A 26,821-nucleotide genomic window follows, 5' to 3' on the forward strand; every position below is an offset into this window, starting at 1 on the left:
GTGATCGGAGCTCCTCACATGACGGTGCGGTGACGGGTCGATCCTACGTCAGCCCGGTACCGGAGACTCGCGGGTTCCGGATCCACGATCTCGAAGTACACCGGCTCCGGCGCGGTGCCGTACAGGTGCAGCCGGCGGACCAGCCGGCGCGAGCGGAGCATCCGGGTGTCCCGGACGGCGTCGTTGTGCACCCGCCGGGCCAGCACGACGAGCTGCTGGGCGTCGTCCAGCTCGGCGGCCAGCCGCGGGTCCGGCACCGCCCCGCCGAGCGCGGCGAGTTCCCTGGTCAGCGCGTTCTCGGCCATCTCGCGGGACTCCCTGGTCCCGGCCGGGTCGCGGCCGTCGGCGGCCGGCGCGGAGCCGGCCCCGGCGGCGGTCGCCGCGGCCGCGAGCGACGCCCCGCGCGGCGGGTCGAGCAGCTCGGCGACCTCCAGCGCGACCCGGACCCGCCGGGCGAGTGCCGCGGCGAGCCCGCTGCGGGCGGCGTCCACCCTGGCGTGCAGGCGGTGCAGCCTGCGCACCCGTGTCAGGCACCACACGGTGAGTGCCGCCACGACGAGCAGCAGCAGCACGCCGGCTGCCATCGCGCCGCCGGTCACGCCGCACCCCCGGTGGACGCGCGCGGATCGGCCGCGATCGCCACCCGGTAGACGCGCAGCACCTCGGCCGCGACGACCGCCCAGTCGTAGCGCGACGCCCTGGCCCGCCCGGCGACGGCGAGCGCGGCCCGGCCGGCCTCGTCGTCGAGCAGCCCGGTCAGCGCACCGGCGAGCGCGGCCGGGTCACCGGCCCGGAACAGCCTGCCCGCACCGCCGCCGACCACCGCGCGGAACGACTCGATGTCGGCGGCCAGCACCGGCGCGCCGGCCGCCATCGCCTCGGTCAGCACCATCCCGAAGCTCTCGCCGCCCCGGTGCGGGGCGCAGTAGACGTCCATCGCGCGCAGCGCCGCCGCCTTGGTCGGCTCGTCGACGGCGCCGAGCAGGTCGATCCGCCCGGCCAGCTCCGGCCCGGCGGTCCGGCGCAGCGCGGCGCCGTCACCCCGCCCGACGACGAGCAGCCGCAGGTCCCGGTACCGCTCCGGCAGCCCACGCAGCGCGTCGAGCAGCACCGGCATGCCCTTGCGCGGCTCGTCGAACCGGCCGACGAACCCGACCCGGGTGCCGCGCGGCAGGCCGGGGACGAGCTCGTCGAGCGCCGGTCCGCGGGCGAACCGGGCGACGTCGACGCCGTTCGGGATCTCGGTGGCGTCCCCGCCGAGGTGCTCGACCTGCACCCGCCGGGCGGTCGCGGACACCGCGATCCGGGCCGTCACCTTCTCCATCAGCGGCCGGATCATCCCGCCGAACGCGGCGAGCGCGCGGGACCGCTCGGTCGAGGTGTGGAAGGTGACGACGATCGGGCCGCCCGCGGCGAGCAGCGCCAGCACCGACACGCTGACGGTGGTGGGCTCGTGCAGGTGCAGCACGTCGAGATCGTGCTCGGCCAGCCAGCGTCGTACCCGGTGGTAGGTGAGCGGCCCGAAGGTGACCCGGGCGACCGAGCCGTTGTAGGGGACGCCGACCGCCCGGCCGAGCGGGGTGACGAACTCCGGCGCCTCCCGCACGCCCGGGGCCAGTACCTCGACCCTGTGCCCCAGCGTGCGCAGCGCGGCCGCCAGGTCCAGGACGTGGTTCTGCACGCCACCGGGGACGTCCAGCGAGTACGGGCAGACGATCCCGATCCGCAGTGCGCCGGTCACGCCGGGGCCCCGATCGGCTGCAGCATGTGCCAGTCCTCCGGGCGTTCGGCGATCAGCTCGCCGAACGCGTCGGCCAGCGCCTGCACCGCCTTCGCGTCGGACCGCCGCGACCGTTCCGCGGGGACCGCGATCTCCGCGCCGACCCGCACCCCCCAGGCGTCGCCGGCGAACACCGGGTAGGCCGGGTGCAGCGCGGCACCGGTGCTGCGGGCCAGCCGCGCCGGACCGGCCGGGAGCCGGGCGGGCGCGCCGAGGAACGACACGTCGACGCCCCGGCCGGACAGGTCCCGGTCGGCGATCAGGCACGCCACCCCGCCTGCGCGCAGCCGCGCGGTGAGCGCCCGGTGCGCCCCGCGCGGGTCGTCGGCGGCGACCACCTCGAAGCCCAGCGCGCGCCGGTAGGCCAGGAACCGGCGGAACAACGACTCCGGACGCAGTCGCTGCACCACGGTGGTGATCACCGGATCGTGCCCGCGCCGGGCCAGCTCGCGGACCAGGTAGACGCCGGCGACGTCCCAGTTCCCGCCGTGCGGCAGCGCGTACAGCACGCCCCGGCCGCGGGCGAGCGGCTCCAGCGAGGTGGCGACACCGTGCGCGTGCGGGTGCATCGCGGCGTGCAGCGCGTCCGGGTCCAGCGACGGCAGCGCGAACGCCTCCCGCCAGTAGCGCGCGTAGCTGCGCATCGCGCGCCGGACCAGCCGGTCCAGCTCGGCCGGATCGGCGTCCGGCCGGACCCGGGCGAGGTTCGCCCGCAACCGGCGCACCCCCGGACCGTCCCGGCGGGTGGCGAGATCGGCACCCGCGTCGAACACCCGCCCGGCGACGCCGGCGGGCAGCCGGCCGGCCACCGCCCAGCCCGCGGCGTAGCCGGCTCCCGCGACCGCCTCGCGGAGGCGGCCGCGGACCTCAGGCACGGGGCACCTCGCGGGCGCTGCGCCGCACCGCCAGGATCCGCTGGCCCAGGGTCACCACCGTTCCGGCGGCCAGCAGCAGCAGCGCGACGGTCAGCGCGTACGGCACCCCGAGCCCGGAGACGAACGCGCCGAGCAGGCCCAGGATCAGCCGCTCCGCCCGTTCGACGAAGCCGCCCTCGGCGGTCAGCCCGACCGACTCGGCGCGCGCCTTGACGTACGACACGATCTGGCCGCCGACCAGGCAGACCAGCGCGGCCGCACCGGCGACCGGCTCCGCGCCGCCGGTCAGCGCCCACCAGGCGAGCGCGCCGAACAGGGCGCCGTCGACCATCCGGTCGCAGGTGGAGTCCAGGACCGCGCCGAACCGGGTGCCGCCGCCCAGCGCCCTGGCCATGGCGCCGTCGATCAGGTCGGTGAGCACGAACAGCGTCACCACGACCGCGCCGAGCACCAGCCACCCGGCGGGCAGGAACACCAGCGAGCCGGCGATCGCGCCGACGGTGCCCAGCACCGTCACCGCGTCCGGGCTGACACCGCGCTCGACCAGAGCGCGGCCGACCGGGTCGGTGAGCCGGTTGACGTGCCCGCGGGCGAACATGTTCAGCATCGTGCGCCGTGCGCTCCAGGTTCTCGAACGGGACGCCTCCAGCCTAGTCCGGCCGCGGGTCCTCCCGCCGCGGACTCACCCACGCGGCGGCCAGCTGGTCCCTGGTCTCCGCCAGGAGCTGCGGGATGACCTTGGTCTGGCCGACGACGGCGATGAAGTTGGCGTCCCCGCCCCAGCGCGGGACGACGTGCTGGTGCAGGTGGTCGGCCAGCGACCCGCCGGCCAGGTGGCCGAGGTTCAGCCCCACGTTGAACGCGTGCGGCGCGGCGACCTTCTTCATCGTCACCACGGCCTGGCGGGTGAAGTCCATCAGCTCGGCGGACTCCGAGCCGGTCAGGTCCTCCAGCTCACCGACGTGCCGGTACGGCAGCACCATCAGGTGCCCGGGGTTGTACGGGTGCAGGTTGAGCAGCGCGAAGACCTCCGCGCCGCGGGCGACGACGAGATTGTCGGCGTCCGGGTCGGTGGAGTCCTCGATCGACTCGCCCCGGGCGATCCGGCAGAACGGACAGCCCGGGTCGGTCGTGCCCTTGATGTAGGCCAGCCGGTGCGGGGTCCACAGCCGGGCGAACCCGTCGGGTGTCCCGACACCCTCCTGCGGGACCCACTCCTGCTCCATGAGCCGATCCTAGGCGCCGGTGCCGAAGCTCTCCGCGGTCGGCGAGACGTTCGTCCGCGACGCGACCCAGGACGCGATCTGCTCGACCGCCTCGTCGACCGGCACGCCGTTGCGCTGCGACCCGTCCCGGAACCGGAAGCTGACCGCGCCGGACTCCTCGTCGCGGGCGCCGGCCAGCAGCAGGAACGGCACCTTCTGCAGGGTGTGCGTGCGGATCTTCTTCTGCATGCGGTCGTCACCGGCGTCGACGTCGATCCGGATGCCCTTGCGCCGCAGGCGGGCCGCGATGTCGCGGACGTAGTCCTCCTGGCCGTCGGTGACCGGGATGCCGACCACCTGCACCGGCGCCAGCCAGGCCGGGAACGCGCCCGCGTAGTGCTCGGTCAGCACGCCGAAGAACCGCTCGATCGACCCGAACAGCGCGCGGTGGATCATCACCGGGCGCTGCCGCGAGCCGTCCGGCGCGGTGTACTCCAGCTCGAAGCGGTCCGGCAGCATCAGGTCGACCTGGATGGTGGACATCTGCCAGTAGCGGCCGATCGCGTCGCGCGCCTGCACCGAGATCTTCGGCGCGTAGAACGCGGCGCCGCCCGGGTCGTCCCGCAGCTCCAGGCCGAAGCTCTCGGCCGCGGTCCGCAGCGCCTCGGTCGCCTCGGCCCACGACGCGTCGTCGCCGATGGACTTCTCCGGGTTGCGGGTGGAGAGCTCGAGGTAGAAGTCGTCGAGGCCGTAGTCGCGCAGCAGGTCCAGCACGAACTGGAGCAGGCTGCGGATCTCGTCGCCCATCTGCTCGCGGGTGCAGTAGATGTGCGCGTCGTCCTGGGTGAAGCCGCGGGCCCGGGTGAGACCGTGCACGACGCCGGACTTCTCGTACCGGTAGACGGTGCCGAACTCGAACAGCCGCAGCGGCAGCTCGCGGTACGAGCGCCCGCGCGACCGGTAGATCAGGTTGTGCATCGGGCAGTTCATCGGCTTGAGGTAGTAGTCGACGGCCGGCCGCCGCAGCTCGCCGTCGGCGGTGTACTCCGCGTCGAGCTGCATGGGCGGGTACATGCCCTCGGCGTACCACTGCAGGTGCCCGGACAGCTCGAACAGCTGGCCCTTGGTGGCGTGCGGCGAGTAGACGAACTCGTAGCCGGCCTCGGCGTGCCGCTCGCGCGACAGGTCCTCCAGCTCCTTGCGGACGATCCCGCCCTTCGGGTGGAACACCGCCAGCCCGGAGCCGATCTCGTCCGGGAAGCTGAACAGGTCCAGCTCGGTGCCGAGCCTGCGGTGGTCGCGGCGCTCGGCCTCGGCGATCCGCTCCAGGTAGGCGTCCAGCGCCTCCTGCGACTCCCAGGCGGTGCCGTAGATCCGCTGCAGCTGGGCGTTGTTCTGGTCGCCGCGCCAGTACGCGGCGGCGCTGCGGGTCAACGTGAACGCCGGGATGAACTTCGTGGTCGGCAGGTGCGGGCCGCGGCACAGGTCGGACCAGACGGTGTCGCCGGTGTGCGCGTGCACGTTGTCGTAGATCGTCAGCTCGCCGGAGGCGTCGACCTCCATGACCTCGGCGTCGCTGTTGCCCTTGAGCTCGACCAGCTCCAGCTTGTACGGCTCGTCGGCCAGCTCGGCGCGGGCCTCGTCCCGGTCGGCGAACCGGCGCCGGGAGAACCGCTGACCGGACTTGACGATCTTCTTCATCGCCGACTCGATCTTCTTCAGATCCTCGGGCGTGAAGGGGGCCTCGACGTCGAAGTCGTAGTAGAAGCCGTCGGTGATCGGCGGGCCGATGCCCAGCTTCGCCTTCGGGAACAGCTGCTGGACGGCCTGGGCCAGGACGTGCGCCGCCGAGTGCCGGATGACGCTGCGGCCCTCCTCGGTGTTCGCGCCCACCGCGACGACCTCGGTGTCGGCCTCGGGGGCCCAGGCCAGGTCGCGCAGGTTCCCCTCGGCGTCCCGGACGACGACGATCGTCTCGGGACCGCTGGTCGGCAGGCCCCCCTCCCGGACGCGCGCGCCGGCGGTCGTCCCGGCCGGCACCCGGATCGGGGCGGACGCGGGCGGGGCGGGCGGTGCGGACACGGTGCGGCCTCCAGGGCGTGCGGTTCGGGTGGGCTCCGGCGAGGAAGTCCGGCCGATGCTAGTCGGGGGTCCGACATCGGATGACGGGCACCGGCCCCCGTCCGGCCGCGGCGCCGGTCCGGGCCGCCGGCGCACGCTCCCCCGGGCCGACCGGCGACTACCCGGCGGCCGCCACGTCGACCCGGACGCCGTGCCCCTCCAGCTCCACCACCTGGTCGTCGGAGACGCCGGAGTCGATCACCACCGCGGCGAAGGCGTCCAGCGGCGCCAGCCGGTGCAGCGCACTGCGGACGAGCTTGGTGTGGTCGATCAGCAGGTGGCTGCGGGCGGCGACGGCGACCATCGCGCGCTTCACCGCGACGATGTGGTCCTCCTGGTGGAAGGCGTAGCCCTCGCACACCGCCGAGGTGCTGACGAACGCGACGTCGAAACGCATCGCCTGCAGTGCCTCCACGCACGCCGCGCCGAGGAACGAGTCGTGCTGGGCGTCGTAGCGCCCGGCCAGCGCCATCACGTCGATGCCCGGCATCCGGGTCAGCTCGACGAGCCCGTGCAGGAAGTTGGTGCCGACGGTCAGCGGCGCCAGGTCCGCGAGGTGGGGGAGCATCTGCGCGGCGGTCGTCGAGTCGTCGAGCAGCACCGACATCCCCGGCTCGACGTACCGGCAGGCGCGGGCGGCGATCTGCCGCTTCGCCTCGCTGTTGACCTTCGTGCGGTAGGTGACGTTCGACTCGAACACCCCGGTGGGCTGCGCGTTGGCGACACCCCGCGACTTGCGCAGCACGCCCTGGCGCTGCAGCTCGTCGAGGTCACGGTGCACGGTCATCAGCGAGACGCCGAATGCGTCGGCCAGCTCCTGGGCGGCGACGCTGCCCCTGCCGATCACCAGATCTGTGATCAGCGCCTGCCGCTCATCGGGCCCGGAGGGACGGGCTGCCGGATCGACGATCGGGTTCTGACTCACCTCCGACGCCCTCCCCTCGGACCTCCTGGCGCCGGAACGGTACCGCGACCACTGGCTCCGAGCCGCTCTGCCTCACTACTGCTCGTTGATATAACACTGATTGACGTTAAAACCCCACTTGTACTTGTTATTTTCTCGCACAGTAGTGTTGGATTGTGAACAGCGACACAGCTGAAGCGAAGGGGGTCCGGTGATGGCGAGCAGCTCGATCACCGATCGCTCCGTCGCCGTGTGCGTCGACGCGGGGACCACGGTCATCAAGGCGGTGGCCTTCGACTCCGGCAGCAGGGAGATCGCGGTGCAACGACACCGCACCGCGGTCCACCGGCCGGCCCCGGGCCGGGCCGAGCAGGACATGGACGATGTCTGGGCCGCCGTCGTCGAGACCGTCTCCGGCCTCGTCGCCCGGATCGACCGCCCGGTACGGCTGATCGCACTCACCGCGCAGGGCGACGGGCTCTGGCTCGTCGGCCCCGACCACCGCCCCGTCCGACCCGCCATCCTGTGGAACGACGGCGACTCCGATCGTGGACCGCTGGCGGGTCGACGGGCTGTCCCACAAGGCGTACCGGATCACCGGGTCCGAACAGTCGGCCGGGCTCTCAGCCCCGCTGATGCTGGCGCTCGCCCGGGACGAGCCGGAGTCGCTGCGCGCCGCGGCGACCGCGACCACCTGTGGCGGCTGGCTACTGCTCAAACTGACCGGGCACACCGCGGTCGACCCGTCGGAGATGTCGGCTTCCTGGCTCGACCTGCACCACGGCGGCTACGCCGACGAGCTCGCCACCCTGTACGGGCTCGAGCGGTACCGACGCGTCCTCCCCCCGTTGCAGGCAGGCGGCGCGACCACGCACCCGCTCGCGGCGGAGGCGGCGGCGGTGCTCGGTGTGCGGGCCGGGATCCCGGTCGTCCTCGCGCCCTACGACGTCGTCGCGACCGCCGCCGGTAGCGGGGCCACCCGCCCCGGGCAGGCCGTCTGCGTGCTCGGCACCACGTTGTGCACCGAGGTCGTCACCACCGATACCGGCCGGGCGGGCCCTCCGCACGGGCTCACCTTCGCCGTCCGGCCTGCCGGGCGCTACCTCAGGGCGTTCCCGACGCTGGCCGGGTGCGAGGTGGTGGAGTGGCTGGCCACGCTGCTCGGCCTCCCGGGGCCCGCCGCGGTCTCCGAGCTCGCCGACGGCTCACCTCCGGGCGCCGACGGGCTCCGCCTGCTCCCCTACCTGGCGCCGTCCGGCGAGCGTGCGCCGTTCCTCGACGTCGCCGCCACCGGAGTGCTCACCGGACTCACCCTCGGGCACGGCAGACCGCAGCTCGCCCGCGCCGTCCTGGAGGGCCTCGCCCACCTGGTCCGGCACTGCCTCGACGCAGCGCCGGGGGAACCGAGCGAGCTGCGGCTCTGCGGCGGGGGGGCGGCCAGCGCGGTGTGGTGCCAGATCATCGCCGACGTCTGCGGCATCGACACGGTCCGCACCACTGACGCGCAGACCGGAGCGAAGGGCGCGTTGATCGCGGCGCTCGTCGCGCTCGGCGAGCACCCCGGCCCGGACGCCGCGGCCACCGCGCTGGTCCGCGAACGCGACCGGTTCGTCCCGGACAAGGACCTGTACGACCGCTACAGCGACGACTATGCGGAGTTCCACGCGACCCGGGACCTGGTCGCCGATCGTTGGGCCCGGTGGGGCCGCTCCCGGAGGAGGCGCTCCGATGGCTGACCGCTCCCGAGCCGACGGGGCCGTCTGGGTGGGGGTCGATCTCGGCACCCAGAGCGTGCGCGCAATCGCGCTCGACGACGCCGGGACCGAGCTCGCCGCCGCGGCGCGCCCGCTCACCAGCACGCGCTCCGGGACCCACCACGAGCAGGACCCGGCACAGTGGTGGGTGGCCGCCGCGAACGCGCTGGCCGAGGTCTGCGCGGCCCTCACCGCGGCGGACCGCGCGGCCATCGGCGGGATCGCCGTCGACGGGACCTCCGGCACCGTCGTCCTGACCGCTCCGGACGGCACCGTCCGCACCACCGGGCTCATGTACGACGACCGCCGGGCCGGGATCCTGGCGATCGAGGCGACCGACGCCGGTGGCCACATCTGGTCGCGATCGGGCTACCGGATGCAACCGAGCTGGGCCCTGCCGAAGCTGCTGTGGTGGCGGGACCACGGCCTGCTCGCCGAGGGCTCCCGGCTGGCCCACCAACCCGACACGATCACCACCCAGCTGGTCGGCAGGCCGGTCGCCGCCGACACCAGCCACGCGCTGAAGAGCGGCATCGACCTCACCACCCGGGACTGGCCGCACGACGTCATGGCCGACCTGGGGATCGATCCCGGCGTGCTGCCGCCGGTCGTGCGGTCCGGCACCGTTCTGGGAACGGTGTGCTCCGACGCGGCGGACCGGACCGGTCTCCCACCCGGCACCCCGGTCATCGCCGGGATGACCGACGGCTGCGCCGCCCAACTCGGCGCGGGCGTGCTGACCCGCGGCTCCTGGAACTCGGTCCTGGGGACGACGCTGACCTTGAAGGGCGTCGCCCCGGCCCCGCTCGCCGACCCGACCCGCGCGCTCTACAGCCATCTCGCCCCGCACGACGACGGGCGGCAGCCGCTGTGGTTCCCCGGCGGGGCGTCGAGCACCGGGGCCGCTGCGATCGCGGCGTCGTTCCGCGGCCGCGACCTCGACCGCCTCGCGGCGGCCGCCGCGCAGGTCACCGACGTCCCGTTGTGCTACCCGCTGACCGGACGCGGCGAGCGGTTCCCGTTCGTGGCGACCGATGCACGAGGGTTCGGGCTGACCGGTACCGAGGACGAGCCCACGGCGTTCGCCGCGGTCTGCCGCGGGGTCGCCCACGTCGAACGGCTCTGCTTCGATCTGCTCGACCACATCGGCGCCGAGACCGGCGGCCGGATCACCCTCACCGGTGGCGGAACCCGCAACCGGTGGTGGAGCCAGCTGCGCTGCGACCTGCTCGGGCGGTCGGTGATGCTCCCGCGCACCGCCGACGCGGCCGCCGGGATGGCCGTCCTGGCCGCCGGTTCGCGCACCGGCGACCTGGTCGGTGCGGCCCATCGGATGGTGCACCTCACCCGGGTCCTCCACCCCGACCCGTTCCGGCATGCCGAGCTCGCCACAGCTCACGCCCGGTTCGTCACCGAACTGCACAGCCGGGGCTGGATCGACACCGATCTGGCCGACCACGCCATCACACGTACCGAGGGGAAGGTCGATGACCGACCGGATTCACACGCTGCTGGCGGGTGACCACTTCGTCCTCAACCGGTTGCTCGCGGTCGATCTGGCGACCGCCGGCGGGGAGTGGGAGCTGCGTGAGCTGGAGCTCGCGTGGCCGCACGTGCCCTTCGGGCCGATCGCCGAGGTCGACGAGGCGTCCGGCTCCGAGGAGGAGATGATCGAGGCGTTACAGGGCGTCCGGGTCTGCCTGACGCATATGGCACCGCTGACTCAGCGGGTGGTGCGCGCCTGTCCCGACCTGGAGCTGTTCGCCGTCGCCCGCGGTGGCCCGGTCAACGTCAATCTCGGCGCCGCGACCGAACACGGGGTCGCGGTCACCTTCGCCCCCGGGCGCAACGCGACGGCCACCGCCGAGTACACGATCGGTCTGATGCTCGCCGCGATGCGACGCATCCCGCAGAGTAACGCCGGGGTCGCGGCTGGGCGTTGGGACAGATCGCTCTACACCTACGACCAGGCGGGCTTGGAGCTGGCCGGCAGCACGGTCGGCCTCATCGGGGCGGGAGCGGTCGGCAGGCGGGTCGCGCTCGCGCTGCTGGGGATGGGCGCCACCGTGCTGGTCCACGACCCGTACGCGCCGGCCTCCGACCTCCCCGCAGGTGCTCGACGTGTCGATCTCCACACGCTGCTCGCCTCCTGCGCGGTGGTGTCGCTGCACGCCAGGGTGTCCGACGAGACCAGCGGAATGATCGACGCCACGGCACTGGCCTCGATGCGGACCGGCGCGGTACTGGTCAACGCCGCCCGCGGAGCGCTCCTCGACCACGCGGCGCTGGCCGACGCCCTGCGCAGCGGGCACCTGTTCGCAGCGGGTCTCGACGTCGTCGACATCGAGCCGCTCCCGGTCGACCACCCGCTGCGTGGGGCACCGAACCTCGTGATCACACCGCACCTGGCCGGCGCGAGCCGGGCGGTGGCCGAGCGGGCGAGCCGGATCCTCGCGGGCGACGTCGCCCGCTGGCGCCGAGGCGACCGGCCGCTGCACTGTGCCAATCCCGCCGCCCTGGCGGCGACGTCGTGACCACCCGGCTGCTGCTCGCCCGGCACGCCGAGACCGAGTGGCACGCGGACAACCGCTACGCCGGCGGCGGCACCGACATCGACCTGACCCCGGCCGGGTGCCGGCAGTCCCTGCACCTGGCCACGCTGCACCGGTTCCGGACGATCGACGCCGTCGTCAGCTCCCCGGTCCGGCGCGCCGTCGAGACGGCCACCCCGGCCGCCGCCGCCCGGGGCGTCGAGCTGGAGATCGAGGACGGGCTCCGCGAGGTCTCGTTCGGCACCGCTGAGGGTCGCCGGCTCGCCGACCTCGATCCGGCCGTCGCCGAGGCGTTCCGGAGCGACCCCGTCGGCAACCACTTCCCCGGATCCGAGGACCCGGCCGCCGCCGCCGTCCGCGGCGCCGCCGCCCTGGCCGCGATCGCAGGCCGGCACCCGGACCGGACCGTGCTCGTCGTCGCGCACAGCACGCTGCTGCGGCTGGCCCTCTGCACCGTGATCGGGCTACCGCTCGCGCACTACCGGACCCTGTTCCCCCGGCTCGACAACGTCGCGATCACCGAGATCGTCCTGCGCCCGGGAGGCCCCGGCCCGGCATCGCTGTTCGGGCTGAACGTCCCCCTTCCCGACCCGGCGCACGACTTCCCCCCGTTAACCAGCCACAGCACCACGAGGAGACGACCATGATCCCCCCGAGTGGACCCGCTCGCCACCGTGTGATCCGCAGGGCCGCCGTGGCGGTCACCGCCGCGCTGAGCATCACCGCACTCACCGCCTGCGCCGACGTGTCCGGCGATGCCGCCGGGCCGGCAGGCGACGACGCGGCGCAAGCAAAGATCGCGTTCTTGATGCCCGACCTCGCCTCCACCCGTTACGAGCTGGCCGACCGGCCGAAGTTCGAGGCCAAGGTCACCGAGCTGTGCCCGGGCTGCGAGGTCGTCTACGCCAACGCCGACTCCGACGCCGCGCAGCAGCAGCAGCAGGCCAACTCGGCACTGGCGCAGGATGTGAGCGCGATGGTCCTCGACCCGGTCGACAGCGCCGCGGCGGCGGGCATCGTCGAGGCCGCCAGGGCCCAGGGGGTACCGGTGATCGCCTACGACCGGCCCATCCCGACCGGCGCCGACTACTACGTCTCCTTCGACAACGAGGAGATCGGCCGAATGATCGGCCAGTCGCTCGTCGACAAGCTCGCCGCGGACGGCGCACAGGGCGGCATCCTGCAGATCAACGGCTCACCGACCGACGCGGCCGCGGGTCTGATCAAAACCGGGATCCACACCGCGGTCGACGCCAGCGGGTTGGAGCTGCTGGCCGAGTTCGACACCCCCGGCTGGGAGCCGGCCAGGGCCCAGGACTGGACGAGCGGGCAGATCACCCGCTTCGGGGACCGGATCGCCGGGGTCGTCGCCGCCAACGACGGCACCGGCGGCGGTGCCATCGCCGCGTTCAAGGCCGCGGGTGTCGCCCCGTTGCCGGCCGTCACCGGCAACGACGCCGAGGTGGCAGCCGCCCAGCGCATCCTCGCGGGCGACCAGTACAACACCATCTCCAAGCCGATCACGACGGTGGCCGAGGCGGCCGCCGAGGTTGCGATCGGCTTCGTCAACGACCAGGCGCCGACCGGTTCCACCAACCTGTTCGACACCCCGGCCGATCTCTTCACCCCGACCGTCGTGACCGCGGACAACATCAAGGAGGTCCTGATCGACTCCGGGGAGATCGAGGCTGACGCCCTCTGCGCGGGCGAGTACGCGGCCGCGTGCCGGGAAGCGGGCATCGGATGAGCGCGACGTTGCTGTCCCTGCGCGGGGTGAGCAAGACCTTCGGCGCCGTCGCCGCGCTCACCGCCGTCGACCTGGAGGTGTCCACCGGTGAGGTCGTCGCCGTGGTCGGCGACAACGGTGCTGGCAAGTCGACGCTGGTCAAGGTGCTGGCCGGGGTGCACCGGGCGACCAGCGGGACCATCACCTCAGACGACAGCCCGGTCGAGATCGGCACGCCGGCGGCCGCCCAGGCGCTGGGCATCGCCACGGTGTTCCAGGACCTCGCGCTGTGCGAGAACCTCGACGTGGTCGGGAACCTCTTCCTGGGCCGGGAGATCAAGCCCCGGCATCTCGACGAGGTGACGATGGAGGTCCGGTCCTGGGAACTGCTCCGCCAGCTGTCGTCCAGGATCCCCACGGTCCGCATCCCGATCGCATCGCTGTCCGGCGGCCAGCGCCAGACCGTCGCGATCGCCCGGTCGCTGCTCGGCGCCCCGCGGATCGTCATCCTCGACGAGCCGACGGCCGCGCTGGGGGTCGCGCAGACGGCCGAGGTACTCGCCCTCATCCGCCGGCTCCGTGAACGCGGCCTCGGCGTGATCATGATCAGCCACAACATGGACGACGTGCGCGCCGTCGCCGACCGCGTCGCCGTGCTACGGCTCGGTCGCAACAACGGCTTCTTCGACGCCGCAACGGTGACTACCGAGGAACTGGTCGCCGCGATCACCGGCGCCACCGACCACGCGGCCGGCACACGCACCGACGCGAGGAGCGCAACCCCATGACCGAGACGACCGAACCCACCGGGCCGGCCGCGCCCGCCGCGCTCGACCGGCAGGACGAGCGGCTCCGCGCCGAATCCGGGCTGCGCGGGATGCTCACCTCCGCGGTGGACCGGATCCGCTCCGGCGATCTGGGTGTGCTCCCCGTGGTCGCCGGACTGATCGTGATCTGGACGGTGTTCCAGGTCCTCAACCCGGTGTTCCTCTCCCCCACCAACCTCGTGAACCTCACGATGGAGTGCGTCGCGGTCGGCACGATCGCGCTGGGCGTGGTGTGCGTGCTGCTCGTCGGCCAGATCGATCTCTCGGTCGGGTCGGTCAGCGGTGTCGCGGCCGCGATCACCGCGGTCACGTTCGTGCAGCAGGGCTGGCCGCTCGCTCTCTCGGTGGTCTCCGCGGTGCTGGCGGGCGCCGCCGTCGGTGCGCTCTACGCGCTGATGGTGACCCGCTTCGGGGTCCCGAGCTTCGTGGCCACCCTGGCGGGTCTGCTGGCCGTCCTGGGCGTCCAGCTGTGGCTGCTCGGCGCCCAGGGCGCGATCAACCTGCCGTTCAGCTCGCCGCTGGTGTTCTACGCACAGCTGGCGTTCGTACCCGAGTGGCTGTCCTACGTGCTGGCCGTCGTCGCCGCGGGCGGGCTGTTCGCCGGCCGCTGGTCCGAGGCCCGGCGGCGGGTCGCGGCCGGGCTCTCCGCCCGGTCCACACCGCTGCTGCTCACCCAGAGCGGGTTGGTACTCGCCGGCCTGCTCACGCTGGTGTGGTACCTCAACCTGGCCCGCGGCCTCGGCTGGATGTTCGTGGTCTTCGTGACGCTGGTGGTCGTGCTCGACCACCTGCTGCGGCGCACCGGCTGGGGCCGGGCGATCTACGCGGTCGGCGGCAACGCCGAGGCTGCCCGCCGCGCGGGCATCCGGGTCAATTCGGTACTGGTGTCCGCGTTCGTCCTCTGCTCGAGCCTCGCCGCGCTGGGCGGGGTTCTCGCCGCGGCCCGGCTGGCGGCCGCAAATCAGAGCACCGGCACCGCCGACGTCAACCTGAACGCCATCGCCGCCGCGGTGATCGGCGGTACCAGCCTGTTCGGCGGCCGGGGCAGCGCCTTCGCCGCGCTGCTCGGGGTGGTCGTCATTCAGTCGATCTCCAGCGGGCTGACGCTGCTCAACCTCGATTCCAGCTTCCGGTTCATAGTGACCGGCGTGGTCCTCGCGCTGGCCGTCGCACTCGATTCCGTCGCCCGACGGAGCCGAGCCAGCCACGGACGCGCCTGAGCCCCACCCGTCTCCGGCGCCCGGCTCGCAGCCCACGGCCGGGCGCCGGTTCCACCGCTTCTCCCAGGACGGACCGACTCGCATGCCCCGCCGGCACCGGATCACCGACGACCCACACCATCGCGCTCGCCCCCGCCTGAGGGACGGCGAGCGGCGGGTTTGCTCGCTGCACCCGTACACCCGCCGACCGTCCAGCGACCACCATGGCTAGCCACTGGACGACGACGTCGACCCCGGATCCGGACCCGGCCGACGGCGACGGCACCCGATCCGGCCGGCTGTTCGACCGCATCCGGGCGATCCGGTGGCGCTCACCCCGGGACTGGGGTATCGGCACCCGCCTGACCGTCGCGCTCATGCTCCCCGGCCTGCTCACTGCGGCGCTCGGCGGTCTCCGGATCGCGGACCTGACCGCGGGGGCGACCGAGTCGGAGCGCATCGTGCGCTTCGCCGCGCTCCAGCAGGACGTCACCGGCCTGATGCGCCACCTGCAGGCGGAGCGCCTGGCCGGCGTCTCGTTCGTGGCCGCGGGCCGGAGCGGGGATCCCCAGGTGCTGCTGGCCCACGGTGAGTCGGTCGACGAGGCGATCCGCACGGTGAAGGCCGGGCTGGCCGCCCTCATCGCCGAACATCCGCTGCCCGGGCTCCCCGTCGCCCAGCGGCAGGCCGCCGAGGCGTGGGCGCTGCTGCCGGAGCTCCGTGACCTGGCCGCGAACTCGGCGGCGCCGCCGACCACCGTCGTCACCCGTTACTCCGACATCCTGCGGCAGAGCGACCAGCTCAGCTCGACACTGCTGCTGGGCATCAACACGCCAGGGGTGAGCGCCCACGCCCGGATGATCGACCTCCTCTCCGGCCCGCGCCAGGAGACGACCCTGCAGCTCGCGCTGATCCAGGCGGCCACGGGATCGGCGGAGCCCTCCGGCACGGCTCTCACCGCGCTCGCTGCCAGCGACATCCGCCTCACCGACGGCCTCACGGACTTCCAGGACTTCCTCACCCCCGATCGCCGCGTCGAGTTCGCCTCGTTCGTGAGCGGTCGGTCGAACAACACCCGCAGCGTCACCGTGCAAGATGTGCTGAGGGAGGCACCGGACGGCCCTCCGCTGCCCGCGACGACGTCGCAGCGCACGGACCCGGTCCTCGGATCGGTCGTCGCGGAGATCGACACCGCACAGGAGCGGATCCGTGCCGAGCTGACCGGGGTGGCCCTGAACGACGTCTCGCGGACCACTGAGCTCGCCGTGCTCAACGTCGTGCTGCTGCTCGTCGCGCTGCTCACCGCAGCGGCGGTGGTAGCGCTGCTGGCGCGTGGACTGACCCGTTCGCTGCACCGGTTGCGCGACGCCGCACTCGAGGTCGCGCAGCGCAGGCTTCCCGCCACGGTCCTCGGACTGCGCTCGGGCAAGCTGGCGCAGGCCGCGGTCGAACCGATCCCGATCACCTCCGCGGACGAGATCGGCCAGGTGGCCCGAGCGTTCGACGCCGTCCACTCCGAGACCGTCCGCCTGGCGATCGAGCAGGCGACCATGCACGCCGAGATCAACACGACGTTCGTGAACCTGTCCCGCAGGGTGCAGGGGCTGGTCGACCGGCAGCTCGTCCACATCGAGGCGATGGAGAACCGCGAGCGGTCCCCCGAACAGCTCACCCAGCTGTTCCGCCTCGACCACCTGGCCACCCGGATGCGGCGGATGTGCGAGAGCCTGATGGTCCTGGCCGGGCACCGCCAGCCCAACCGCAACGCCCATCCGGTGCCGCTGCGGGAGGTGCTGCTCGCCGCGGTCTCCGCCGTCGAGCAGTACGACCGGATCACGGTGGCACCGGCGGCCGACCTCACGATCGCCAGCGGCGCCGCGAATGACATCATGCACATGCTCGCGGAGCTGCTCGAGAACGCCACCAGCATGTCGCCGCCCGACTCGCGCGTGGACGTGAGCAGCCTGCTGGACACGAACGGATCGGTCACCGTCGTCGTCGCCGACGAGGGGATCGGCATCGATCCCGACGAGCTCCGGCAGCTCAACGAGTCCCTGGATGCCGGGTGGGCTCCCACCATCCGGCTGACCAGCCGGATGGGTCTGTTCGTCGTGGGAAAGCTGGCTCGCCACCACGGCGTCACAGTCCGTCTCGCCCATCGGCAGCCGACCGGGATCGTCGCCCGGGTCACAGTCCCACCCGAGATCATCGACGGCCGGGACGGCGGCGACCGTCGCTACCGATCGCCTGTCGCACGCGACGTCCGGTTCACCGACTTCGTCGAGGTCGCGCCGACCCGCACCGAGAAGAAGGAGGCGGGTTCCGAATGACCACCCGCCGTCGACGGGACCTCCTCCGCCGACGAGCCGTCGCCGTCGGTCTCGTCCTGGCGGCAGGAGCCGCCGCATCCTGTGGCACGGACGCCGGCGCAGCACCGGGGGCCACGACAATCGCCTTCCTGATGCCCGACCAGGCATCGACCCGCTACGAGCAGCAGGACCGGCCGGCGTTCGAGGCCAGGCTCACCGCGCTGTGCCCCGGCTGCACGGTCGCCTACGGCAACGCCGACGGGGACACCGCGGCCCAGCACCGGCAGGCGCTCGACGCCCTGGACACGGGCGCCGCCGTCCTTGTCGTCGATCCGGTCGACTCGACCGCCGCCGTCGAGATCGTCGAGGCGGCACACGACCGGGGCGTGCCGGTCGTCGCCTACGACCGGCCCATGCCCGACGCCGGCGCCGACTTCTACATCTCCTACGACAACGAGGCCATCGGTGAGGCCATTGCAGCCTCGCTCGTCGAGCACCTGGAACTGACCGGGGCGAGCGGCGGGCTGGTCCAGGTGAACGGGTCACCGTCGGACGCCGCCGCCAGCCTGATCCGCAAGGGCATCCACGACGCGATCGACCCGTCCCGGTTCCCGCTGCTCGCGGAGCTCGATACCCCGGGATGGGAACCGGCGGCCGCCCAGGAGTGGATGGCCGGGCAGATCTCGCTGCACGGCGACCGGATCGTCGGAGTCGTCGCGGCGAACGACGGGACGGCGGGTGGCGTGATCGCGGCCTTCGCCGATGCCCGGATCCCGGTGCCGCCGGTCACCGGCAACGACGCCGAACTCTCCGCCGTCCATCGGATCGTCGTGGGCCGGCAGCACAACACGATCTCCAAACCGATCGACGTGGTCTCCACCGCAGCGGCGGAGGTGGCCTGGGCGTTCGCCCGTGGCGAGCAACCTGCGGCTGACACCACCTTGTTCGGGACGCCGTCCCTCTTGTTCTCCCCGACGCTGGTGACCCGCCAGAACCTGCGCAGAACGCTGGTCGAACCCGGGCACCTGGCGGTCGCCACGATGTGTCCGCCCGAGCTGGCCGACCACTGCGCCGATGCCGGGTTTGGCCCGTGATCACCGCACACCGGGGGCAGTCAGCCAGCGCGGCGGGTGCTGCACGCCGGGTGGCCTCTCCGGGATCGATCTGATCCCCCGTTGCCGATGGCTCGTCGGCGTCCGACACGCGGGGCTCACAGCATGCGATCGGTGAAGCCGGGCCGACGAGCTCGGCGTCACCCGGTACTGGGTGGCCGAGGACCACGGCCACGTCCTCGCGGTCACCGCCCTGGTCGGTGACCGCGACGTACCGGGCATCGGCCTGCTTCGGACCTACGCCGACGAGCGGGTGCGCGAGCCGGCCGTGACGGTCCGCCCGCTGTCGGTGGCCGAGGCCCCGCGGGACCGGATGGTGGTGCTGCTCGGCGGCTGAACGGCCCATCCGGCGCGGCGCGGAACGCAACCGCGAGGCCCCGTCGTCGTTAGGCGACGGTGGCCCGTCGTACGGCTCGTGCCCAGCGGCGCCCGGCCCGCCCGGCTCCCGGTGCGCTGCACGTCGTCGCACCCAGGTGCCCGCTGCTCGACGGGACGGGTCACCCAGCCCGTGTCCGCCGACCGGCCGAGGCAGGATGGGACGAGCGGCGGATGCTCCCCGGCCGGAACGGTCACGCACCGACGCACGACGCCCGTGACGTGCCGACATTCGAGTGATGTCGATCAGATCGGCACAACGCGACGCTCCGGCAAATCGTTGGCCGGACGAGCGCGACGATTCCGGAGCCCGACCCCTACGGCGGGCTCCCCCGACGACCGGACCGTGAGGAGAAGCGGTTGACCGCAGGCCCGCCCCCGCCCCCGCGGTCCCGGCGTTCCGTCGACCTGGCCGATCCGTACGATTCCGAACAGCCGGGCCGGGGCGTCCGCACGGCCGAACGCGCTGGTGTCCGCCACCACAGCGACGATCACCGCGACAGCGACGCTATCGCCCGGCCGGAGCACGGCGAAGCCGGCTCGCGGGGCCGGCACGACTCCGGGGAGCACGCCCGGCCGGGACGTTCCGGTGGCGTCCCCAGGCACGGCCGCCCTGCCCCCGACGGCGACCGCTCCTTCCCCGACGCCGGCCGCACGCCCGACGGGCTCGCCGGGCCCGCACCGCAGCAGTGCGGCCCCGCACCGTCGCAGCGCCCCGGGGCGGCGCCCGCGGACCGCCCGGCACCGCAGCGGCACGCGGCACCGCGGCAGCCGGGTGGGGCCGCCGCCCCCGGCGGACCCGCCGGACCGGCACGCCCCCCGGACTCGCCCCCCTCGTCCGCCGGCGCGCAGCACTCGGGCGGCGCACCGATCCCCGTCACGAACGGCCGGAGCGCCCCGGGGACCGGGAGCCCGACCAGGGTCGGGCTCCGCGTCCGTGGCGGCACCGTGCCGCGCGAGCCCGGTGCCGGTGCACCGCCGGCCGGGCCGGGCCGCTCCCCCGTCCCCGGCAGGCCGCCCCCCGCCGGGCGTCCCTCCGGCGCGCCGGCGCCCGCCCCGGGAACCGGCGACCGTGGCCCGGCAGCCGGCCGGGCCCCGGCAGTCCCGGGGGATCCCGCAGTCCCCGGGACTCCGGCAGCTCCCGCGCGTTCGGCAGCCCCCGCAGTACCGGCAGGTCCGCCCTCGGCACGGCCGGCGGGGTCCCGCCCCGCCGCGGACCCGGCGGGCCGCACCCCCGCAGCCCCGGCACCACGGACCGGCGACGTCGCGGCGCACCGGAGTGGCAGGCGGCGCCGCCCCGCACCGGCGACCGGGCAGCCGACTGCGGCCGCCGACGCCGGCACCACCGCCATCGCGGCACCGGGCGACGGCGGCACCACCGCGATCGCCGTTCCGGACGACACCGCGCTCACCGCACCGCACCGCCGGCGCCGCCGCGCCGAGCCGGAGCGTCCCCTGGACCGCCTGGTCGCGCTCGTCGGGCCCGGGGTCGGCACCGTCCGACGCCGGCTGGGCATCCTCGACGCCGACGCCAAGGCCGCGCTCACCCCGCAGCAGCGGACGGCGCGCCGTCGCAAGCAGGTGCGCTACTCGCTGGCCGGCGGGGCGGCGTCGATCGTGCTGCTGCCGCTGCTGCTGCTCGGCATCGGCTGGCTGATCTTCCCGATCCCCAGCCCGGACGACGCCGTCAACAACCAGATCGCGACCGTGTCCTACACCGACGGCGAGCAGCTCGCCCGGCTGGTCCCCGAGCAGGGCAACCGGATCAAGGTGTCGATGGACGCGATCCCGGTGCACGTACGCGAGGCCGTGCTCGCGGCCGAGGACCGGACGTTCTACTCGAACCCCGGCTTCGACATCACCGGGATCCTGCGCGCCGTGCTCAACCAGCTCACCGGCGGCGCGGGCGGCGGCTCGACGATCACCCAGCAGTACGTCAAGAACACCCTGGTCGGCAACGACGCGACGTACTGGCGCAAGTACAAGGAACTGATCGTCTCGCTGAAGGTCTCCGGGCAGAAGTCGAAGGACGAGATCCTCAACGACTACCTGAACGCGATCTACTTCGGGCGCGGCGCGTACGGCATCGAGTCCGCCAGCATCGCCTACTACGGCAAGCCCGCCGCCGATCTCACCCCGAGCGAGGGTGCGCTGCTGGCCGGGATCATCCAGTCGCCGTCCAACTGGGACCCGGCGAACGCACCGGACCGGGCCCGGCAGCGCTGGGCGTTCGTGCTGGACGGCATGTCCCAGCAGGGCTGGATCTCCCGGGAGGACCGGGACGCCGCGCAGTTCCCGGCGACGATCCCGCCGGAGAACACCTCGCGGTCGTCGTCACTGACCGACGAGCGCGGGCACATCCTCAACGCGGTCCGGTCCGAGCTGGGATCGCTGGGCATCTCCGAGCAGGCGTTCGCGCAGGGCGGCCTGCAGGTCACCACGACCGTCGACCCGCAGCGCCAGCAGCAGCTCACCGACGCGGTGCGCGCCGAGATGGAGGGCCAGCCCGAGGAGCTGCGCACCGGCGCCGTCGCGATCGACCCGCGGACCGGCGGGATCGTCGCCTACTACGGCGGGGAGAACGGCACCGGTCTCGACTACGCGCGCGTGCTCAAGCAGCCCGGCTCGACGTTCAAGCCGTTCGCCGTGCTCGCCGGCCTGCTGGAGGACCCGCCGATCGGCCTGGGCACCGAGTTCGACGGCTCCGAGCGGCCCGGCCTGCGCAACGCGGAGGGCGCCAACTGCCCCACCTGCGACCTCAAGCAGGCGATGACGATCTCCAACAACGTCGTCTTCACCAAGCTCGCCGCCCAGGTCGGGCCGCAGAAGGTCGCCGACGCGGCCCGGCTGGCCGGGATCACCGCGTCCCTGGACAACCCGGACGCGCGGCTCCCGCTGGGGAACAAGGAGGTCACCCCGGTCCAGCTCGCGTCGGCGTACGCGACGATCGCCGCCGGCGGGGTCTGGCACGCGCCGCACCTGGTCTCCAAGGTCGTCGACTCGGAGGGCCGGGTGCTCTACGAGTACTCCCCCGGCGAGGGCGAGCAGCGCTTCCCCGAGCAGGTCGCCCGCAACGTCACCGAGACGATGCTGAACGTCCTGCCCAACGACGGCCTGCAGCTGCCCCGCGGGCAGGAGGCGGCCGGCAAGACCGGCACCGTCCAGTCCCGCTTCGAGGGCCAGAACAACGACGCCTGGTTCGCCGGGTTCACCCCCGGGCTGGCCACCTCGGTCTGGGTCGGGACCGACCGCAACGACCCCATCCGGGACGCCTCCGGCACCCCGATCAGCGGCAAGGACCTGCCCGGCGACATGTGGCAGGAGTTCATGTCCAGCGCGGTCCGCACCGGCGAGGTCGCCGAGTTCCCGACGTTCCGCGCGATCGGGCGGCCGCCGTCGACGCTCGGCCCGAACGAGCCGACCGAGACGCCGGAGCCGACCCCGGCGAGCAGCGCGCCCCCGACCCCCACGCCGCCGCCGGAGGAGCAGCTCCCCCCGCCGCCCGAGGAGCTGCCCGAGCCGCCGCCGGAACAGGACCAGCCGGCCGTCACCCCGGAGCCGGGCGCCGAGCCGTTGCTCGGCCCGTCCGACAGCCAGCCCGGCGAGGATGCCGGGCGCGCCCCGGAACCCACCGTCGGCTGACCCGGCGCCGGGCCGGTGCCTCGCCCGACGGAACCTGCCCGCGGCGGCGTCGCCGGGCTACCGTGGAGACCGTGACCGGAGCGCGCCATTACGAGGTGGTGGCCTGGCGGGCGGACCGCAGGCTCACCCTCTACGTGCCCGGGATCGAGGCGTCCACCACGGTCGACGATCCGCGCGCCGCCGAGGACGCGGTCCGTGACCTGATCGCCGACCTGACCGGCACCGACCGCGGCGACATCACCTGCGACATCCGGCTCGGCCGGCCCTGGCGCTCCGGGATCTAAGCCGGCTCAGCGCGCCGCCGGCGGGACCAGGATCCCGGCCGCGACCTCCTGCACCGCCGCGGTGAGCGCGTCCAGCACGGTGGTGCTCAGCTTCCAGTGCTGCCAGTAGAGCGGCACGTCGAGATACCGCTGCGCGTCCAGCAGCACGATCCAGCCGCGGTCGGCGGACGCGCGGGCCGGGACGTCGGTGAACATCCCCCAGCCGAGCCCGGCCCGGATGGCGTCGTGGTAGCCGTCGGCGGCGGGCACCCGGTGCGCCGTCCCGGTGCACGGCCGGTGCGTGAGCTGCCGGACGAAGCGGGTCTGCAGGCGGTCCTTCGTCCCGAAGTCGACCCGCGGTGCGAGCGGGAACGCCTCGGCCGGGTCGCGGCCGGCGAACCAGCGGTCGTACACCGCGCGGGCGGCGACCGGCCGGTAGCGGGTCGCCCCGATCGGCTGCACCGCGCAGCCCTGGACCGCCGCGGCCGACGTCGTCACCGCCCCGACCACGGCGCCCTCCCGTAGCAGCGCCGCGGTGTGCTCCTCGTCGTCGATGTGCAGGTCCAGGCGCACCCCGTGGCGCTGCGCGAGCGGCACGACGGCGCGCAGGAACCAGTGCGTGACCGAGTCCGCGTTCACCGCGATCGGCAGGTGCACCGTCCCGGCCGGATCGTGCCCACCGAGATCGCGCGCCACCTCCCCCTCCAGCAGGGCGACCTGCCGGGCCAGCCGGAGCAGCGTCCGGCCCGCCTCGGTGGCGGTGCACGGCCGGGACCGGCGGACCAGGATCTGCCGGGCCTGCCGTTCCAGCGCCTTGATCCGCTGGGACACCGCGGACGGGGTGATCGCCAGCCGCTCGGCCGCCGCCTCGAAGCTGCCCTGCTCGACGACCGCGCTCAGGGTCGCCAGCCGGTCCCGGTCGTACATGAAGCAATTCTAAGCTTCATGACCGAACATGAACTGCTGCGGGGATCCGCAGGTACCCGGCCTAGCGTCCGGACCGTGAGCGTGGTGGTGGGTTTCGGGACCGGGTTTGTCACTGATCGCGGCGATCGGGGCGCAGAACGCGTTCGTGCTGCGCCAGGGGCTGCGCCGGGAGCACGTGCCGGCCGTGGTCTCGTTCTGCGTGCTGGCCGATCTGCTGCTGGTGACGGCCGCCGTCGCCGGCGTCGGGCTGGTGCTCGGCGAGGTGCCGGGGCTGGCCGAGGCGGTGCGCTGGGGCGGGGTGGCCTACCTGGCCGGTTACGGGCTGCTGGCGCTGCGCCGGGCGCTGCGGCCGGGCGTCCTCACCACCGACCGGACGGGTGCGGCCCGGCCGCTGGCGCCGGTGCTGGGCACCGCCGCCGCGCTGACCTTCCTGAACCCGCACATGCTGCTGGACCTGCTCGTCCTCGGGTCGCTGGCCGCCGCGCACGGGGACGGCCGGTGGGCGTTCGCCGCCGGGGTCGTCGCGGCCAGCCTGCTCTGGTTCGCCGGCCTCGGCTTCGGTGCGTCCCGCCTGGCCGGGCTGTTCGCTCGGCCGTCCGCCTGGCGGGTGCTCGACGGCGCCGTCGCCGTGGTGATGCTGGGGCTCGCCGCCGGTCTCGCACTCGTCTGAGACCCGCGGTCGCGGTCGGCGCCGTGCCGTCGCCGCGCCCGGGTGGGCCGGTTCCGGGCGCCGGGCCGCGCGCGACGCCATGGCCGTGCACCCGCAGCAGCTGCCGGAGCAGCCGCGACCCTGGCACGATGCCGTGATGGACGGGGAGTACCGGCCGGCGCGACCGCCGGCCGCGCTGCGTCCCTTCGTGCTGCGCTACCTCGGCTACCGGGAGGAGTCCGCGGTGCCGGTGCAGCGGCGGCAGGCGCCCGCCGCGGGCATCGCGCTCGTCATCGGGTTCCATCCGCTGGAGCTGTCCGGCCCGGCCGTCGGCAGGACGACGACGGCCGCGTTCGTCGGCGGGCTCGGCGACAGCTGGGTGCTGACCCGGTTCACCGGACCGCAGGCCGGGGTCCAGGTCGATCTGACCCCGATCGGGCTCTACACCCTGCTCGGCGGCCGGGCCCTGCCGAACGGCGCCGTCCCCGCACTGGACGAGCTGGCCGATCCGGTGCTGTCCGCGCTGCCCGAGCGGCTCGCCGCCGCACCGGACTGGCCGGCGCGCTTCGCGCTGGTCGACGAGGTGCTGGCCGGGCGGCTGCTGGACGTGCGGGCCCGCCGCCCGGCGCCGGAGGTGGTGCACTCCTGGCACCGGCTCGCCGCCACCGGCGGGCGGGTCCCGGTGTCCGCGCTGGCCGCCGAGACCGGCTGGAGCCGCAGGCACCTGCAGTCCCGGTTCTCCACCCAGATCGGGATCGGCCCGCGCACCGCGGGCCGGGTGCTGCGCTTCTCGCGGGCGTCCGGGCTGGTCTCGGGCAGCCGGGTGCCGCTGGCCGAGATCGCCGCGACCTGCGGCTACGTCGACCAGGCGCACCTGAGCCGGGAGTTCCGCGCGCTCGCCGGTGTCACCCCCGGCGGGTTCCGCGCCGAGTGGGCCGGGTTCCCGTTCGTACAAGACGGGCTCCCGGCCGCCGAGCAGGATCGGACAGCATGAGCATCCACACCACACTCCGCTACGACGACCCGCGCGCCGCGATCGACTTCCTCACCTCCGCGCTCGGCTTCCGCGAGCTGAACGCGCACGCCGGCGACGGCGGCGTGATCGCGCACGCCGAGCTGGCCTGGGACGACGGCGACGACACCGCGGTGCTCGCGCTCGGCGCCCGCCGCGGCGCCGACGACCGGTTCGACACCGGACGCGCCGTCCTCTACCTGACCTGCGACGACCCGGACGCCCTGCACGCCAGGGCGGTCGCCGCCGGGGCCCGGGTGGTGATGGAACCGGTCGACCAGGACTACGGGTCGCGCGAGTTCGCGGTGGCCGATCCGGAGGGCAACGTCTGGTCGGCGGGGACGTACCGGATGACCGGATGACGGCCCGGCACCCCGATCCCGCCGATCCGCTGCCCTGGCTGCGGGAGATCTGCCTGTCGCTGCCCGAGGTCACCGAGAAGATCAGCCACGGGTCGCCGTCCTGGTTCGTGAAGCGGATGTTCGTCAGCTACGCCGAGCACCATCACGGGCACCCGCACATCGCGTTCTGGTGCGCCGCGCCGCCGGGGGTGCAGGAGGAGCTGGTCGCCGAGGATCCGGCCCGGTTCTTCCGGCCGGCCTACGTCGGGCACCGGGGCTGGCTCGGGGTGGTGCTCGACGGGACCGGCGAGCAGGCCGCCGACCGCGACGAGATCACCGAGATCGTCACCGACGCCTACCGCCAGGTCGCGCCGACACGGCTCGCCGGGGCCTGAGCGCCGGGCTTCCGCGGGGCCCGCCCACGTCCGCGGACCCGGGCGAGGCGCCGCGGCCCCGGGCGGAGCACCGCTTAGCATGATCGACCGTGCCCGCGACGACGCTGCTGGAACTCGACGGCCTCCGGTACGAGTTCGACGACGTGCCCGGTTCCCCCGATCTCGCGCCGCTGCTGTTCCTGCACGAGGGCCTCGGCTCGGTCGGCCTGTGGCGCGGGTTCCACCGGCGGATCGCGGCGGAGAGCGGCCGGCGCACCGCCGCCTACTCGCGGCTCGGGCACGGCCGTTCGGACCGTCCGCGTACCCCGCCGACGACGTCGTTCATGGCGACCGAGGCGGCCGTCGTCGTCCCGGCGCTGTGCTCGGCGCTGGACCTGCGCCGTCCGGTCCTTCTCGGGCACTCCGACGGCGGGACGATCGCGCTGCTGACCGCGGCCCGGCTCGACGTGTCCGGGGTGGTCGTCCTGGCCCCGCACGTGCTGGTCGAGGACTTCGCGCTGGCCGAGATCCGGGCCGCGCGGACCGCGTTCGAGCAGGGTGACCTGCGCAGCCGGATGGCCCGCCACCACGACGACCCGGACGCCGCCTTCCGCGGCTGGAACGACATGTGGCTGGCCGAGGAGTTCCGGGCCTGGGACGTCCGGGACGAGCTGTCCGCGATCACCGCACCGGTGCTCGGGATCCAGGGCCACGACGATCCGTACGGCAGCATCGTGCACGTCCGCAGCGTCGCGGAGCGGGCGGCGGGCCCGGTCACCGTGACCGAGCTGCCGTGCCGGCACTCGCCGCACCTGGAGCTGCCGGACGAGACCGCCGCCGCGATCACCGGCTTCCTCGCCGACCTCCGGTGACC

25 protein-coding genes and 1 pseudogene are annotated in these 26,821 nt (G+C 74.0%); 18 read left to right on the plus strand and 8 right to left on the minus strand.

Annotation, left to right across the window (positions count from 1 at the left end):
- Window positions 1-14: 14 nt before the first annotated feature.
- The 7 genes from ACVJO7_RS03450 to ACVJO7_RS03480 form a co-directional block, all read right to left on the minus strand.
- A complete protein-coding gene (locus tag ACVJO7_RS03450; RefSeq protein WP_491671682.1) occupies window positions 15-599 on the minus strand; it encodes an NUDIX hydrolase in 585 nt (194 codons plus the stop codon).
- On the minus strand, window positions 596-1,729 hold the full coding sequence (locus ACVJO7_RS03455) for a glycosyltransferase family 4 protein (RefSeq protein WP_491671929.1): 1,134 nt from the start codon (window positions 1,727-1,729) through the stop codon (window positions 596-598). The genes ACVJO7_RS03450 and ACVJO7_RS03455 overlap by 4 nt, the downstream gene beginning before the upstream one ends.
- A gap of 8 nt (window positions 1,730-1,737) precedes the next feature.
- Window positions 1,738-2,655, minus strand: a complete 918-nt coding sequence (locus tag ACVJO7_RS03460; protein ID WP_491671683.1) for a phosphatidylinositol mannoside acyltransferase — start codon at window positions 2,653-2,655, stop codon at window positions 1,738-1,740.
- On the minus strand, window positions 2,648-3,262 hold the full coding sequence (gene pgsA, locus ACVJO7_RS03465; protein ID WP_491671684.1) for a phosphatidylinositol phosphate synthase: 615 nt from the start codon (window positions 3,260-3,262) through the stop codon (window positions 2,648-2,650). The genes ACVJO7_RS03460 and pgsA overlap by 8 nt, the downstream gene beginning before the upstream one ends.
- Before the next feature lie 43 nt (window positions 3,263-3,305).
- Window positions 3,306-3,881, minus strand: coding sequence for an HIT family protein (locus tag ACVJO7_RS03470; protein ID WP_491671685.1), 576 nt, complete (start codon window positions 3,879-3,881; stop codon window positions 3,306-3,308).
- A 9-nt stretch (window positions 3,882-3,890) separates the two neighbouring features.
- Complete coding sequence (thrS, locus tag ACVJO7_RS03475) at window positions 3,891-5,942, minus strand: threonine--tRNA ligase (protein ID WP_491671686.1); 2,052 nt, start codon at window positions 5,940-5,942, stop codon at window positions 3,891-3,893.
- A 157-nt stretch (window positions 5,943-6,099) separates the two neighbouring features.
- Window positions 6,100-6,906, minus strand: coding sequence for a DeoR/GlpR family DNA-binding transcription regulator (locus ACVJO7_RS03480; RefSeq protein WP_491671687.1), 807 nt, complete (start codon window positions 6,904-6,906; stop codon window positions 6,100-6,102).
- A 193-nt stretch (window positions 6,907-7,099) separates the two neighbouring features.
- On the opposite strand from ACVJO7_RS03480, the pseudogene ACVJO7_RS03485 reads away from it, so the two are divergent.
- The 13 genes and pseudogenes from ACVJO7_RS03485 to ACVJO7_RS03545 form a co-directional block, all read left to right on the plus strand.
- Window positions 7,100-7,793: pseudogene (locus ACVJO7_RS03485) on the plus strand (FGGY family carbohydrate kinase); the annotation flags it as partial.
- 93 nt (window positions 7,794-7,886) lie between these two features.
- Window positions 7,887-8,621, plus strand: a complete 735-nt coding sequence (locus ACVJO7_RS03490; RefSeq protein ID WP_491671930.1) for an FGGY-family carbohydrate kinase — start codon at window positions 7,887-7,889, stop codon at window positions 8,619-8,621.
- Window positions 8,614-10,161, plus strand: a complete 1,548-nt coding sequence (locus ACVJO7_RS03495) for an FGGY-family carbohydrate kinase (RefSeq protein WP_491671688.1) — start codon at window positions 8,614-8,616, stop codon at window positions 10,159-10,161. The genes ACVJO7_RS03490 and ACVJO7_RS03495 overlap by 8 nt, the downstream gene beginning before the upstream one ends.
- Entirely contained in the window at window positions 10,139-11,173 is a 1,035-nt protein-coding gene (locus ACVJO7_RS03500) for a 2-hydroxyacid dehydrogenase (protein ID WP_491671931.1), read from the plus strand. Before ACVJO7_RS03495 ends, ACVJO7_RS03500 begins: the two co-directional genes overlap by 23 nt.
- Complete coding sequence (locus ACVJO7_RS03505) at window positions 11,170-11,838, plus strand: histidine phosphatase family protein (RefSeq protein ID WP_491671689.1); 669 nt, start codon at window positions 11,170-11,172, stop codon at window positions 11,836-11,838. The genes ACVJO7_RS03500 and ACVJO7_RS03505 overlap by 4 nt, the downstream gene beginning before the upstream one ends.
- A complete protein-coding gene (locus tag ACVJO7_RS03510; protein ID WP_491671690.1) occupies window positions 11,835-12,938 on the plus strand; it encodes a substrate-binding domain-containing protein in 1,104 nt (367 codons plus the stop codon). Before ACVJO7_RS03505 ends, ACVJO7_RS03510 begins: the two co-directional genes overlap by 4 nt.
- Window positions 12,935-13,705 carry an ATP-binding cassette domain-containing protein gene (locus ACVJO7_RS03515; RefSeq protein ID WP_491671691.1) on the plus strand — a complete coding sequence of 257 codons (771 nt, stop codon included), beginning with the start codon at window positions 12,935-12,937 and terminating at the stop codon, window positions 13,703-13,705. Before ACVJO7_RS03510 ends, ACVJO7_RS03515 begins: the two co-directional genes overlap by 4 nt.
- Window positions 13,702-14,964 (plus strand): sugar ABC transporter permease, encoded by a 1,263-nt coding sequence (locus tag ACVJO7_RS03520; RefSeq protein ID WP_491671692.1) that lies wholly within the window; start codon window positions 13,702-13,704, stop codon window positions 14,962-14,964. Before ACVJO7_RS03515 ends, ACVJO7_RS03520 begins: the two co-directional genes overlap by 4 nt.
- A 203-nt stretch (window positions 14,965-15,167) precedes the next feature.
- A complete protein-coding gene (locus ACVJO7_RS03525) occupies window positions 15,168-17,273 on the plus strand; it encodes a sensor histidine kinase (protein WP_491671693.1) in 2,106 nt (701 codons plus the stop codon).
- Between the two features lie 131 nt (window positions 17,274-17,404).
- Window positions 17,405-18,346, plus strand: a complete 942-nt coding sequence (locus tag ACVJO7_RS03530; protein WP_491671694.1) for a substrate-binding domain-containing protein — start codon at window positions 17,405-17,407, stop codon at window positions 18,344-18,346.
- A 172-nt stretch (window positions 18,347-18,518) separates the two neighbouring features.
- Entirely contained in the window at window positions 18,519-18,701 is a 183-nt protein-coding gene (locus ACVJO7_RS03535) for a hypothetical protein (protein WP_491671695.1), read from the plus strand.
- Window positions 18,702-19,687: 986 nt separating this feature from the next.
- Window positions 19,688-22,381 carry a transglycosylase domain-containing protein gene (locus ACVJO7_RS03540; RefSeq protein ID WP_491671696.1) on the plus strand — a complete coding sequence of 898 codons (2,694 nt, stop codon included), beginning with the start codon at window positions 19,688-19,690 and terminating at the stop codon, window positions 22,379-22,381.
- A 71-nt stretch (window positions 22,382-22,452) separates the two neighbouring features.
- Complete coding sequence (locus ACVJO7_RS03545) at window positions 22,453-22,665, plus strand: hypothetical protein (RefSeq protein ID WP_344026016.1); 213 nt, start codon at window positions 22,453-22,455, stop codon at window positions 22,663-22,665.
- 6 nt (window positions 22,666-22,671) lie between these two features.
- Here the strand turns inward: ACVJO7_RS03545 and ACVJO7_RS03550 are convergent, their stop codons facing one another.
- Window positions 22,672-23,571: a LysR family transcriptional regulator ArgP gene (locus tag ACVJO7_RS03550; protein ID WP_491671697.1), complete on the minus strand. Its 900-nt coding sequence runs from the start codon at window positions 23,569-23,571 to the stop codon at window positions 22,672-22,674.
- 106 nt (window positions 23,572-23,677) lie between these two features.
- On the opposite strand from ACVJO7_RS03550, the gene ACVJO7_RS03555 reads away from it, so the two are divergent.
- From ACVJO7_RS03555 to ACVJO7_RS03575, 5 genes are all read left to right on the plus strand, one after another.
- A complete protein-coding gene (locus tag ACVJO7_RS03555) occupies window positions 23,678-24,241 on the plus strand; it encodes a LysE/ArgO family amino acid transporter (RefSeq protein ID WP_491671698.1) in 564 nt (187 codons plus the stop codon).
- 136 nt (window positions 24,242-24,377) lie between these two features.
- A complete protein-coding gene (locus tag ACVJO7_RS03560) occupies window positions 24,378-25,214 on the plus strand; it encodes a helix-turn-helix domain-containing protein (RefSeq protein WP_344026022.1) in 837 nt (278 codons plus the stop codon).
- Complete coding sequence (locus ACVJO7_RS03565; protein WP_491671699.1) at window positions 25,211-25,594, plus strand: VOC family protein; 384 nt, start codon at window positions 25,211-25,213, stop codon at window positions 25,592-25,594. Before ACVJO7_RS03560 ends, ACVJO7_RS03565 begins: the two co-directional genes overlap by 4 nt.
- Window positions 25,591-25,968 (plus strand): MmcQ/YjbR family DNA-binding protein, encoded by a 378-nt coding sequence (locus ACVJO7_RS03570; protein WP_344026026.1) that lies wholly within the window; start codon window positions 25,591-25,593, stop codon window positions 25,966-25,968. The genes ACVJO7_RS03565 and ACVJO7_RS03570 overlap by 4 nt, the downstream gene beginning before the upstream one ends.
- Window positions 25,969-26,057: 89 nt before the next feature.
- A complete protein-coding gene (locus ACVJO7_RS03575) occupies window positions 26,058-26,819 on the plus strand; it encodes an alpha/beta fold hydrolase (RefSeq protein WP_491671700.1) in 762 nt (253 codons plus the stop codon).
- The last annotated feature ends 2 nt before the right edge of the window (window positions 26,820-26,821 follow it).

The sequence above is a fragment of the Pseudonocardia sp. DxW genome (assembly GCF_058448985.1).

What these genes read in the sequence shown, in the direction of transcription:
- pgsA (WP_491671684.1), bottom strand. Translation starts at nt 3,262, where the DNA reads ATGCTGAACATGTTCGCCCGCGGGCACGTCAACCGGCTCACCGACCCG.
- ACVJO7_RS03470 (WP_491671685.1), bottom strand. Translation starts at nt 3,881, where the DNA reads ATGGAGCAGGAGTGGGTCCCGCAGGAGGGTGTCGGGACACCCGACGGG.
- ACVJO7_RS03495 (WP_491671688.1), top strand. Translation starts at nt 8,614, where the DNA reads ATGGCTGACCGCTCCCGAGCCGACGGGGCCGTCTGGGTGGGGGTCGAT.
- ACVJO7_RS03510 (WP_491671690.1), top strand. Translation starts at nt 11,835, where the DNA reads ATGATCCCCCCGAGTGGACCCGCTCGCCACCGTGTGATCCGCAGGGCC.
- ACVJO7_RS03515 (WP_491671691.1), top strand. Translation starts at nt 12,935, where the DNA reads ATGAGCGCGACGTTGCTGTCCCTGCGCGGGGTGAGCAAGACCTTCGGC.
- ACVJO7_RS03520 (WP_491671692.1), top strand. Translation starts at nt 13,702, where the DNA reads ATGACCGAGACGACCGAACCCACCGGGCCGGCCGCGCCCGCCGCGCTC.
- ACVJO7_RS03525 (WP_491671693.1), top strand. Translation starts at nt 15,168, where the DNA reads ATGGCTAGCCACTGGACGACGACGTCGACCCCGGATCCGGACCCGGCC.
- ACVJO7_RS03530 (WP_491671694.1), top strand. Translation starts at nt 17,405, where the DNA reads ATGCCCGACCAGGCATCGACCCGCTACGAGCAGCAGGACCGGCCGGCG.
- ACVJO7_RS03550 (WP_491671697.1), bottom strand. Translation starts at nt 23,571, where the DNA reads ATGTACGACCGGGACCGGCTGGCGACCCTGAGCGCGGTCGTCGAGCAG.
- ACVJO7_RS03560 (WP_344026022.1), top strand. Translation starts at nt 24,378, where the DNA reads ATGGACGGGGAGTACCGGCCGGCGCGACCGCCGGCCGCGCTGCGTCCC.
- ACVJO7_RS03565 (WP_491671699.1), top strand. Translation starts at nt 25,211, where the DNA reads ATGAGCATCCACACCACACTCCGCTACGACGACCCGCGCGCCGCGATC.
- ACVJO7_RS03570 (WP_344026026.1), top strand. Translation starts at nt 25,591, where the DNA reads ATGACGGCCCGGCACCCCGATCCCGCCGATCCGCTGCCCTGGCTGCGG.